Raw genomic sequence first — 11,062 nt, 5'->3', positions numbered from 1 at the left:
CACCTGTTCCCATGCCGAACACAGAAGTTAAGCTCTTGAGCGCCAATGGTAGTTGGGGGCTGTCCCCCTGCGAGAGTAGGACGTTGCTAGGCACACATAAAGCACAACTGATTATATATTCAGTTGTGCTTTTTATAGATTAGCATTTTGGTATAGTATAGTATAGTATAGTATAGTATGTTAATACTTAATCGAACATTTCTTATAAGAGTTCTAATTTGTTTTAAATTTTTTCTCTCAAAGTGCTTTTAAAGAAAAGATAGTTTAATATAGAATCTTGTGAGTGTGGATTTTTAAGTCATGGAAGCAGCTCATTGTGATGGGTTTTATCGAATATGGACTATCATTGCTCACTGTTCCATATAAAGTTGCTACAACACAAAACCTTGGTCTATTTTAATTGTCTGATTTGAAAGTAGTGTTTAAATTTTGCTGATGTTTAATGAATACGAATATGGTTAAACTAATTAATACAGGTATATGGGAAAATATTTAAATATTATTTATTGAAGAAATTTTATTATATATTTCAGATGTGAATCAATTTCGTAAATCACCATCTTCTTTAAGAGTACGAACATTTAATAATAACTAATTTTGATAGTCGTGGAGCGGAGGACGGAGACTCATACGGAAAAAGCTTGAGCTGAAAGCCCCGTTTGTAGCGGAACAAAAATTTCTGAATATTAATGTTCATATTGATGTAAAATGTTCGTATTTTTATTTAGATTTTGCATTATAGATGTTAAAAATTAAATGCGTTATGTCCATCTTAAATGTAATATTTCATAAAGGTTTCGTGTATCTGAATTTGATCGCAAAGCAATACTATTGTATAGTCGGGAATCCTTTTAATAAGCACAAAAGATGGATAGGGCATATGTTGGTTTTATCCTTAACTTTCTATTGTATATTATAGAACGACTACAATAGTATGTGAAATAATTATTTTTAGGTGAAAATGACTGCTAAAATAAAAGCCAGCATTTTTAAGAGCTGGCCGGTAATTCAAGCTTTGTATAATGATGAAATTGATAAAGTAATTATTTTTTACTACCATGGATTTCTATATATTCTCTAACAGATTTATTGAATTTATGATTTTTATCATAATTTTCATTTAAATATTCGATGATATTTGAAATGTTCGCTACTGAATAAATTTTTACATTGCATTCTCTTGCTGCTTCTTCAAGCGCAGATAGTTCAGTATTTAACCCTTTTTCTTCTCTATCCAAAGCTACTAAAAAAGCATATAAAATACCACCTTCACTTTCAATAATTTCTTTGGTATTTCTTATGGTTTTTCCAGAAGTAAGAACATCGTCTACAGCAAGCACTCTTTTTCCTTTTATTTTAGATCCTATAATTTGTCCGCCTTCTCCGTATTGTTTTATTTCTTTTCTGTTGAAAGAAAAAGGAACATCTGGATAGTCTTTTTTATTTAAAGATAAAGCAGTTGACAGGGCTATAGGAATGCCTTTATAAGCGGGACCAAAAATAACATCAAAATCTATTTTCTTTTCTATGATAGTGGAAGCATAAAATTCCCCTAGAGAAGAAAGCTTTGAGGCGCTATTAAATGCTCCAAAATTAAAAAAGTAAGGACTTAGTCTGCCTGATTTTAACCTAAATTCTCCAAATCTTATGATATTGTTTTTAAAAATATAATTTGTGAATTCTTTTGCAATCATAAATACTCCTTAAATTAAAATTTTTTCTTTTGGTGTAGAAAACACTTTTTTGTTGATAATATTTTCAATATTTGTTCTATTTAATAATGTAATTCCTTTTTCATCTCTCCATGCTTTGTTATAAATTTGATCTAAATAATTTATTCCTGTATCTGGAATGATTGCTACTGCACTGTCACAATCACTATTCTTTAACCAAGCTAAAGCTGTTAGGACAACTAATCCACCAGATCCTCCGACCATTACTCCGTGTTCTTTAGCTAACAAATTACACATGGAAATAGCCTCTTGATCATTTGAAATAGATACTTTATCTATTACAGAAATATCTGTATTTTCCCCTCTCCAGCTCAATCCCACACCATTGATTAAATAAGGTTTGAAGAAATTATCAAAAACTGCAGATCCTTTAACATCACATGCAATTACTTTTGTATTTGGAGATTTTTCTTTTACTAGCTTTCCTACACCACATAAATGTCCACCTGTACTAATTGCTCCAATGACACTACTAGTTGGTAATTTCATAATTTCTTTTGCAGTTGTATTATAGTGATAATAAGGATTATCTGGATTATCATATTGGTTTGGCCAGTATGCATTTGGATATTTCTCTAATAATTCTTTTACTCTATTAATTCTTGCTTGTTGAAATCCGCCATTTTCAGCAGGTTCTTTTACCATATCAACATGGGCTCCATATGCTTCATACCAATTTAAAATACTGGGGCTAATTTTAGGATCAACAACGATTATAACTTTAAATTTTAAAGCAGCGCCAAGCATGCATAATGATTTACCCAAGTTTCCAGATGTTGACTCTATTAAGATTCCTCCTTCTTTAAGTTTTCCATTGTCAAGGGCCGCCTTTACTAGACCATAGGCTGTGCGATCTTTGACGCTAAAATTTGGATTAAAATATTCTAATTTTAAATATAACCTTTTTCCTTTTGGTATTAAATCATCTTTTAATTCTATTACTGGGGTGTTACCTATACAATCTATTATGCTATTTAGTATCATTGATTATTTTCCCTCCACAATTCTAATATTTCCACTATTTCTTGTTAAAATTTTATTTTTATCATGTTGAATGAGAATGGGATCTTCGACATGCAAAGCACCGAGACCAAATTCATAGTAGGGTGTTTCTAAAGAGATAACCATGCCTTCTTCAATAATTTCTTTATTATTTGGTTCTAAAACAGGGAATTCATAAGGTTCTAGGCCTATTCCATGTCCTACATGATGACGTTGATACTCTTTAAAACCGGCATTGTGTACAGCATCCATTGTTAGATTAAATACATCACCTCCAGTCATTCCTGGTTTTATAAGGTTAATAGCTTCAAGTTGCCCTTGATATAGTGCCCTATATTTACAAGCGCTATCTTTTAACTCTTTAAAAAATAAAACTCTAGCAATATCCGCCCAATAACCATTACATACAATATCGCAATCAAACCAAATTGCATCTCCAGCTTTAAGTTTGATATTTTTCTGTTGCTTTCTCTGTCCTCCGACAGCATGTCTCCCTATCTTTAACATAGGCAAAATTGGAAGTGCTCCTTTAGACACTATAGAAGCGTTAAAGATCTGTAATATTTCTAATTCGCTCATACCTTCATATAATTCGGTGGCAACTGTATCTATGGCATCTTCAATACAATGGGCTGCGTAACTTAAAGCTTTAATTTCTTCGCTAGTTTTAACGGCTCTAATCTGCTTTATAATACGAGATGAATTAATGAAGGAAGCTTCAGAAAGCTTGAAGCAAACAAACTGTTTTATATTAGGTCTTATACCTTCCTCATCTATTCCAATTCTTCCGTTAGTCACCTTTAGTTCGTTTAATAAAAAGCACAGGGCTTCTTCTCCATTTTTTTTACTTTACTTAATATCTGAATAGCTTTTTAAGAGCCTTTCTTCCTTTGTAAGAATATCTATATCTTTACATTCTCTATAGAATGTGCCATAAGTAACTACTCTTCCAATATTTGAGGTAGCATCAAGAACTTGATCAATTTCTCCTATCGAATGAACAATATGAACAACACTAGGTTGTTCAGCTGTTATTACAGCATAACATTGTCCTTGATAAGGATTTAATATTTTTATAACAGGATCAAACCCAGTGAAGTAATGTATATTTTCTCTTGTGCAAGCAACTATAGCATCTAAATTATTAACTTCCATTTGATAGGCCAGTCGATCAATATTAAAAAGCATGAATAGATATACGCCTTTTTTGAATATTTTCTATTTTCAGATATTAACTTATATTTTTATATTCTCTTTAATATTGAAAACCTGATTGACCATATCTAGCATTTCTTTTTTATCGTAGGATAGATAGTGATTAGCAGCTATTCGCATTGGGTCACCAGCATGATAATATTCATAGACTAACTGACGTTGACCAAAACTATCACCAGTTACATCCCAAGCAAGATTTAATAATTGTGTACGTTCTAAAGCATCCAATTCTCCTGTAGATAATGATTGCATTAAATATTCTCTATTCTCAGATATGAAATCTTGATAATGTGGTGTAGCTAACATAGATCCTGCGGTCATAGATTGAATATGTTGGACCATTTTTGCATACATTTTTGGGAAATGATATCTAATTGCCTGTATTGTGTTAATATTAGGGGTGATAATTCCTTGATGACTAACTTGAGCTGTTTCCTCACTTAGTAATATACTTGCTTTTAATAGTTCTATACTTGAAGTTAAATCCCCCAATTTTTCTTGAATATTTATAAAATTATCTAATTTTAACATTCTCGCCAATTTTATTGCTATACCAGTAAGTAATTCTGCTTTCGATATTGCTCTAACGACATCTTGGTGGCCAGTATGATGTCTAATAAATGATTTGTCAAAAAATTGGTTTGATCGTTCAATATTTTTAAATACAAAAACGCGTTCCCATGGAATATATACTTGATTTAATAACAAATATGCATCCATCTCATCAAAACTATTAGAAAGTGGGTGATCAAAATTACTAAGACCTGGTTTTACAGTGGTTTTTCTACAAATTATTTTCACGCCTGATGAGTTGACAGGAAGTGCAAAAGCTACGGCATATTTTTCATCTCCTGGCTTTAAACCAGGCATGTTAAATATTAATAATTCATCCGCAATAGGAGCTAACGTCACAATCATTTTCGCCCCACTTACTCTAATACCATTAGTATCATGATCAATTACATGGACACCAGCAAATTCATTTTGTTGTTTTCCAAGAGGGATTGAACGATCAATTTGAGGATTTATAGAACCATGACCAATAAATAAATTGTTTTCTTTAACGTATTTATAGTATTGAATTGCATTATTTGAGTAATTAGTGTATCTGTCTTTGCCAAGAAATTCTGAATGAGCACACAAAGATGCTAAAGCAGCATTAATAAAATCTGGGGTTCTGCCTAACATACCAAATGATATATCTGCAATTGATTTATAAGACTTTCTTTTTTTTCTTAAATCTTCAATAGTTTTAGGAATCATTAAACTAATTGGTGAGGGGTGTCTTTGATTATCTAGAAAACAATGAATATCAGGATTCTCGTTTTGTAAATCATAATATCTTTCTATTGCTTTAATTGAACCTGAAAAAGCAGGCTCAGTTGGTAAATCGGTGATGCGTGTACCATTTAAGTAAACATTATTGAATTTTTTTAGGCGTTCGCTATATTTCTCCAAAATTATCCTCTTTTTTACAAATAAATGTAATATAATAATTATATTACAAATATAATATATTTGTATTTTTATGTCAATTTATACCGATTAAAAAAGAAAGAGGGTGTTTAAATGATATATCTTTTAATAATCTATGCATTACTAGCTGGTATGGCTCTTCCTACACAGTTTAGTATTAATGCTCAATTAAAATCTGTAGTTGGTTCTCCGGTAGTGGCCTCTACAATTTCTTTTATCACAGGAGCGGTGGCCTTATTTATTATATCTCTGTTTGGACAAGGAATAAAAATAAGTAAAGAATGGATGGAGACTCCTTGGTGGATTTGGACAGGGGGATTATTAGGGGCTTTTTATGTCGTGGCTACTGTTATACTCATTCCAAAAATAGGAGCTACTTCAACTGTGGTATATATTCTTGCGGGTCAAGTACTCGCTTCAGTACTAATTGATCATTTTGGGCTTTTAAATGTACAAATTCATACTATAAATTTACCAAGATTAATGGGAATTACTTTAGTAATCTGTGGGATGATAATAGTTCAAAGGTATTAAAAGATAATATAGGTTAGCAAGGATATTTATAAGCCTTGCTAACCTATGGAAGATAATATGATCTTATTAAATTGGTAAGATTGTTTCTAATTTTTATATGTTAAATATCGTTTATCTAGTTTGACTTGATGAGCTTTGAAAATGTCCTCAAGTTTTATATCGTATTTATTAGCTATGATAATTAAATTAGCGAATACATCTCCTAGCTCTTCAGTGAGTTCTTGCTCTCTTTCTTGGTATGTACCGTCATTTTCATCAGGCCTATCTCTTCCAATTTCCAATTTTCTTATAGCTCGTGCCACTTCACCAATTTCCTCAACTAAAAAACCGATTCTAACAAAAATATTTAAATCGGACCATCCTTTTAACGTATAGTAGTCTTTAACCCATTGTTGAAATTCATTGATATCCATTGTAAGTCTCCTTTTATTTCATTAAGTAAGAAAATCGTCTATAATATATAATATAATAAATAAGGAATAGAGGAGAAATATGAAAAGTATAGCGGTATTTTGTGGTTCAAGCAATGGTATCTTATCTACCTATAAAGAAGGAGCAGTAAAACTAGGAAATGAATTAGCTAGACAAGGTATAACACTTATATATGGTGGAGCTAGTGTAGGAATTATGGGAACTGTTGCTGATGCAGTATTAAAATCGGGTGGGAAAGTAGTTGGTGTAATTCCCAAAATGTTAGAAGATAGGGAAATATCTCATCCTAACTTAACAGAACTAATCATTGTAGATTCTATGCATGAAAGAAAGAAAAAAATGACAGAACTGGCGGATGGGTTTATTGCCTTACCTGGAGGCCCAGGAACATTGGAAGAATTTTTTGAGGTTTTTACTTGGGGACAATTAGGGTTACATCAAAAGCCTTGTGGAATATTAAATATTGACCACTATTATGATTTACTAATTGCATTTTTTGAATATATGAATAAACAACAATTTCTTCAGGATAAATACCTTTCAATGGCTATGGTAGATTCGGATCCAGCAAATTTATTAGAAAAATTTCGAACCTTTACTCCGCCTTCTATAAAAACGTATATAAAAGAAAGCCAAACATAAATCCATAGAAACATCAAAAATATAGTATTTTATATAGGATTTTCAATATAAATCTAAAATATGAAAAGGCAAATGACTATCCAAAATTAGATAGCTATTTGCCTTTCTTCTTTGTCCTTTTTACTCATAAGTTCAGTGGTCGAATCATTTTCATAATTCAGGGTCTAGATAAAATATGAAAATTCAATAAATGTTCATGCTTCAATATTGAGTTTTTGTTCCAGGCGGTGCTTTCCTCAGGCTTATCCTCGATTTTCTCGTTCCCACATTCCTGTGAGGTTTTTAGTTCAATCTTTCCTCACCTTTAAATAAATCCCCCTGAACTAATAATGCACAAAGAAATTGTACATACATTTTGAGTTTCTTTCCTAACTTTACAACAACCAAAATTGGATATCATTAAATGTTTATATTTTTTAAGAAGAAAATGATTTATGAAATTGATTCAGTTAATAAAAATTTTGATTGAATTATTTCTTATAATATTATTTTGAATAATGCAATCTAATACGGCTTTATAATTGATGGTTCTATTTCATTTATTATTGTATTATTTATATAGAGAATTCTAATTTTGGGAATTATTTAATAAGCAATTTTTAAATCAAGATGTAGGAATCTCGAGCTTTTATAAACTAAAAAGATACTGTAAGGAGAGCCAAATTGGAAAATTGGATTATAGAAATAATGAATTCTTATGGATATATTGGCATACTTTTTCTAATAGCTTTGGAGAATATTTTTCCTCCTATTCCTTCTGAAGTGATTTTGACGTTTAGTGGTTTTTTGACCACTACATCTGATGTAACAGTGCTGGGTGTTATTATTTTTTCTACCCTTGGATCAGTAGTTGGGGCAATTATCCTTTATGGGATTGGTCGTATTCTAGATGTAGAAAGATTAGAAAAAATTGTTGAACGTTGGGGGCATCTTTTACGATTAACAAAAAAAGATATTCAGAAGGCAGATGCTTGGTTTCGTAGAATTGGTGTCTGGGCGGTATTAATAGGTCGGCTTGTTCCGCTAGTAAGAAGTTTGATCTCGATTCCAGCTGGTATGGCTCGTATGAATTTTAGTATATTTTTGTTTTTTACGACGATTGGTTCTTTGATTTGGAATAGTGTTTTAGTCAATCTGGGTGCTGCGCTAGGTTCGTCATGGGATACGATTGCGGGATATATAGAAGCTTATTCACATATAGTTGTTATTCTTTTGGCGGTGTTCTTTATGCTGTTTATAGTTTGGTTTATTAAAAGTCGAAAAAAACAATAGGTGCATTCACTGTAGATACTTATTTTGAAGTATAACTACAGTTTTTTTATCTGCAAGCAGCGTAAGGTGATTCTAAAATTGTTCATTTTTAAAATCTTGAGATGAATTTTGTTTATTTATAAATGCTAAGATAATTGGTTTTAATGGATAAAATTGTTTGAACTATTTAATCCAGAACAAACAAAAAAACATAGAAATTTTTTGGGCATGGTCATAATTAATAAAAGGATTGAAGTAGTTTCTTTCAAACATTCTATGAAGAGTTTCAAGCGTTACAAATTCCTAATATAAAATCAGGGATCTGTACATTTTGAATTGCAATTTTTGGAGGTAAGAAAATGACAAAAGATATCGATTTTCTCCATGGAAATATTTATCGTTTAATAGTAAAGGTAAGTCTACCACTTATACTAGCATCAATCGTTACATCAATTGTTCAGTTAGCGAACGTTGCTTTTATGGGGAATTTAGGAACTGAAGAAATTTACGTTAGATCACTGTATACACCATTTGCGTTCTTGTCGATTGCATTAGTGGAAGCTTTCCAAATAAGTAATCAGGTTTCGATTGCTCGATTAAATGGAGAAGGGGACAAGGAGGGAATAAAAAATAATATCTTCACTTTTGTTTTACTTAGTAGTGTTATATCCATAGCAGTTTGGACGATCATTCATTTTTTATCCCCTTATATAGCGACATATTATAATGTGCCAAATGATGTAGCTACTAAGTTTATAGATTTCTTAAATCTGATATTTTTAGTGAATATTCTAGGGATCATTGCCATGGTATTGACTTCAAGCTTGCGAGGAATCGGCAAGTTGGGCCTTTCTATGATACTCAGTATTGGCTATGCATCGTTGAATATAATACTTGTCTATATGTATTCCTTCCATTGGCATAAAGGGATATTTTCACTTGTTTATGCGAATGCGATCAGTTCTTTCATATTATGCCTTGTTTCAATGATAGTATTGAAGAAATTGGATTTATTAAAAATAAAAAAACAATATTTTAAACTATATCATAAAGGGATTTTTTTCCTTAAAGTAGTAGGTATACCGATTTTTATTTCTTATATTATTATTTTTATTAGTAATTTCTTTTACAATAAAATAATCGAGCCTTTTGGCCATTCCACTTTATCAGGCTTTAGTGTAGGTTATTATATTCAAACATTTGCTATTATTCCTGCTATCGCAATTGGAAGTGCCTTAGGCATAATCATTAACAATCATATAGGTGCAGGGGAAGTACATCACCCAAGAGTCTATGAGGTTATGAAAAAGGGTACTTTATTCACCTTCATTTTTTACATAATGATGTCTGTATTGATTTTTATATTTAAAGGGAACATTGTTCGGCTAATGCTTATTGAAGATGCTGCTATTCAACAAGCAGTACTATTTCTAAAAATCGTAGCACCCACTTATTTATTCTTTGGTGTAGTCTTGATGACTCTTACAGCGTTAGAGCAAATGAATAAAGGTTATTTAGCGCTAACATTAAATGTGATCTATTTCGCCGCTATTATTGGTATTGGCTGGTATCTGACTGTTCGATATGCTCAAGTAGAATGTTTGTACTGGACGATTTCTATGATGAATATCGTAGGGTCTATAATGGTATTTTTTATTTTAAGAATGATTCAGAAAGAATTTAATGATATTCAGGTATCCAATTGATCAGTTTATATATTAATTTATTTGGTGGCTGCTAGCAGTGTTTGATCCCCGTTTCAAGATTAAAGCAACAAAAGTAGAGGATAAGTGTGAAATCAACGGCCAGTAAAAAGCTTATTCTTAGATTTTGCGTTTATTTAATAATACTTATTTTTTATCTGGAATATCTAAAAACTGCGTGTTTACGAACATTAAACTGCAATTTAAAATAAAAGTAACTGAGTATTGTTCTGCATTAGGAGGATTTATGATGAATATGGAATATATATTATTCGATTTGGACGGGACGCTAACGGATCCAAAAGAAGGAATCACGAAAAGTATTGCTTATGCATTAGAAAGAATGGGTGCCAAAAGTTTAGAAGAGCCTATTCTGGAATCATTTATCGGACCGCCATTAAAAGAAGCGTTTTGTCAGATCTGTGGATTTAATAACAAGGAAGCTGAGGAAGCAGTTCACTATTATCGTGAAAGATTTCAAAAGATAGGGCTATATGAAAATCAAGTATATCCTGGAATAGAGGAAATCCTATCATCGCTAAAAGAAAAAGGGGCAAAGTTAGCTGTAGCTACATCAAAACCCACTATTTTTGCTGATAGAATCGTCAGTCATTTTCATTTAAAGCCTTATTTTGATTTAGTGATGGGTAGTAACTTAGATGGCTCACGTTCGGCTAAAAATGAAGTCATTCATGACGCCCTAGAGAGATTATCTGTACCCTCCACTAAAAATGTAGTGATGATCGGTGACCGAAAATTTGATATTATCGGTGCGCGCAAAGAAAGCGTTCCATGTATCGCTGTAAATTATGGATACGGAAGTCAAGAAGAACTACTATCAGCAAACCCTATGCATATAGTTCAGAGTGTACAAGAATTAAGAGAGTATTTGATGTCTACCTTATAGGAAAAATATGTGAACCTAGATGAACATTTAAAATGAATTATATTAGTTTTATCACCAAAATAATCTATATTTTATCACGCGTGTTGATTTTACAAAATTAGGAGTGTCTGTTTGGCATAGCTTTTGAAAAACTCTGTATTTTTAAGACCATTTATATAGATCTTCGC

At 31.5% G+C, this 11,062-nt stretch carries 11 protein-coding genes and 1 rRNA gene; 6 read left to right on the top strand and 6 right to left on the bottom strand.

Annotation, left to right across the window (positions count from 1 at the left end; genetic code table 11):
- Positions 1 to 92: ribosomal RNA gene (rrf, locus tag FEZ13_RS19120) — 5S ribosomal RNA — on the top strand; the annotation flags it as partial.
- Positions 93 to 1,043: 951 nt separating this feature from the next.
- Here the strand turns inward: rrf and pyrE are convergent.
- From pyrE to FEZ13_RS19100, 5 genes are read right to left on the bottom strand one after another with little or no spacing between them, the layout of a single operon-like run.
- Positions 1,044 to 1,694: an orotate phosphoribosyltransferase gene (gene pyrE / locus FEZ13_RS19115; RefSeq protein WP_146553968.1), complete on the bottom strand. Its 651-nt coding sequence runs from the start codon at positions 1,692 to 1,694 to the stop codon at positions 1,044 to 1,046.
- A 9-nt stretch (positions 1,695 to 1,703) separates the two neighbouring features.
- Positions 1,704 to 2,717 (bottom strand): cysteine synthase family protein, encoded by a 1,014-nt coding sequence (locus FEZ13_RS19110; RefSeq protein WP_146553967.1) that lies wholly within the window; start codon positions 2,715 to 2,717, stop codon positions 1,704 to 1,706.
- A gap of 3 nt (positions 2,718 to 2,720) precedes the next feature.
- The gene (locus FEZ13_RS19105; protein WP_255473253.1) at positions 2,721 to 3,533 is read right to left on the bottom strand and encodes a M24 family metallopeptidase; all 813 of its coding nucleotides are present in this window, start codon (positions 3,531 to 3,533) and stop codon (positions 2,721 to 2,723) included.
- A 51-nt stretch (positions 3,534 to 3,584) separates the two neighbouring features.
- Positions 3,585 to 3,923, bottom strand: a complete 339-nt coding sequence (locus FEZ13_RS20295) for an aminopeptidase P family N-terminal domain-containing protein (RefSeq protein WP_255473252.1) — start codon at positions 3,921 to 3,923, stop codon at positions 3,585 to 3,587.
- Between the two features lie 48 nt (positions 3,924 to 3,971).
- On the bottom strand, positions 3,972 to 5,408 hold the full coding sequence (locus FEZ13_RS19100) for a 4-hydroxyphenylacetate 3-hydroxylase family protein (RefSeq protein WP_186725994.1): 1,437 nt from the start codon (positions 5,406 to 5,408) through the stop codon (positions 3,972 to 3,974).
- Positions 5,409 to 5,519: 111 nt separating this feature from the next.
- Here FEZ13_RS19100 and FEZ13_RS19095 point away from each other — a divergent pair, with 111 nt between their 5' ends.
- Complete coding sequence (locus FEZ13_RS19095) at positions 5,520 to 5,960, top strand: DMT family transporter (RefSeq protein WP_146553965.1); 441 nt, start codon at positions 5,520 to 5,522, stop codon at positions 5,958 to 5,960.
- Between the two features lie 86 nt (positions 5,961 to 6,046).
- On the opposite strand, the gene FEZ13_RS19090 is transcribed toward FEZ13_RS19095, so the two are convergent.
- Positions 6,047 to 6,373: a MazG nucleotide pyrophosphohydrolase domain-containing protein gene (locus tag FEZ13_RS19090; RefSeq protein WP_146553964.1), complete on the bottom strand. Its 327-nt coding sequence runs from the start codon at positions 6,371 to 6,373 to the stop codon at positions 6,047 to 6,049.
- 79 nt (positions 6,374 to 6,452) lie between these two features.
- On the opposite strand from FEZ13_RS19090, the gene FEZ13_RS19085 reads away from it, so the two are divergent.
- The 4 genes from FEZ13_RS19085 (at position 6,453) to FEZ13_RS19070 (ending at position 10,895) form a co-directional block, all read left to right on the top strand.
- A complete protein-coding gene (locus FEZ13_RS19085) occupies positions 6,453 to 7,034 on the top strand; it encodes an LOG family protein (RefSeq protein WP_146553963.1) in 582 nt (193 codons plus the stop codon).
- A gap of 663 nt (positions 7,035 to 7,697) precedes the next feature.
- Positions 7,698 to 8,306, top strand: a complete 609-nt coding sequence (locus FEZ13_RS19080; RefSeq protein ID WP_146550954.1) for a DedA family protein — start codon at positions 7,698 to 7,700, stop codon at positions 8,304 to 8,306.
- 338 nt (positions 8,307 to 8,644) lie between these two features.
- On the top strand, positions 8,645 to 9,991 hold the full coding sequence (locus FEZ13_RS19075) for an MATE family efflux transporter (protein ID WP_146553962.1): 1,347 nt from the start codon (positions 8,645 to 8,647) through the stop codon (positions 9,989 to 9,991).
- Between the two features lie 247 nt (positions 9,992 to 10,238).
- Positions 10,239 to 10,895 (top strand): HAD family hydrolase, encoded by a 657-nt coding sequence (locus tag FEZ13_RS19070; RefSeq protein ID WP_146550963.1) that lies wholly within the window; start codon positions 10,239 to 10,241, stop codon positions 10,893 to 10,895.
- Positions 10,896 to 11,062: the final 167 nt, after the last annotated feature.

The sequence above is a fragment of the Rummeliibacillus sp. SL167 genome (assembly GCF_007896505.1).
GTDB classification, from domain to species: Bacteria; Bacillota; Bacilli; order Bacillales_A; family Planococcaceae; genus Rummeliibacillus; species Rummeliibacillus suwonensis.
The sequence above is the reverse complement of the archived record's forward strand: the minus strand, read 5'-3'. Positions and strand labels throughout refer to the sequence as shown.

Bases quoted from the DNA above. Each gene is read 5' to 3' on its own strand.
- FEZ13_RS19090 (WP_146553964.1), bottom strand. From the start codon at position 6,373: ATGGATATCAATGAATTTCAACAATGGGTTAAAGACTACTATACGTTA.
- FEZ13_RS19095 (WP_146553965.1), top strand. From the start codon at position 5,520: ATGATATATCTTTTAATAATCTATGCATTACTAGCTGGTATGGCTCTT.
- FEZ13_RS19085 (WP_146553963.1), top strand. From the start codon at position 6,453: ATGAAAAGTATAGCGGTATTTTGTGGTTCAAGCAATGGTATCTTATCT.
- FEZ13_RS19075 (WP_146553962.1), top strand. From the start codon at position 8,645: ATGACAAAAGATATCGATTTTCTCCATGGAAATATTTATCGTTTAATA.
- FEZ13_RS20295 (WP_255473252.1), bottom strand. From the start codon at position 3,923: ATGCTTTTTAATATTGATCGACTGGCCTATCAAATGGAAGTTAATAAT.
- pyrE (WP_146553968.1), bottom strand. From the start codon at position 1,694: ATGATTGCAAAAGAATTCACAAATTATATTTTTAAAAACAATATCATA.
- FEZ13_RS19110 (WP_146553967.1), bottom strand. From the start codon at position 2,717: ATGATACTAAATAGCATAATAGATTGTATAGGTAACACCCCAGTAATA.
- FEZ13_RS19070 (WP_146550963.1), top strand. From the start codon at position 10,239: ATGAATATGGAATATATATTATTCGATTTGGACGGGACGCTAACGGAT.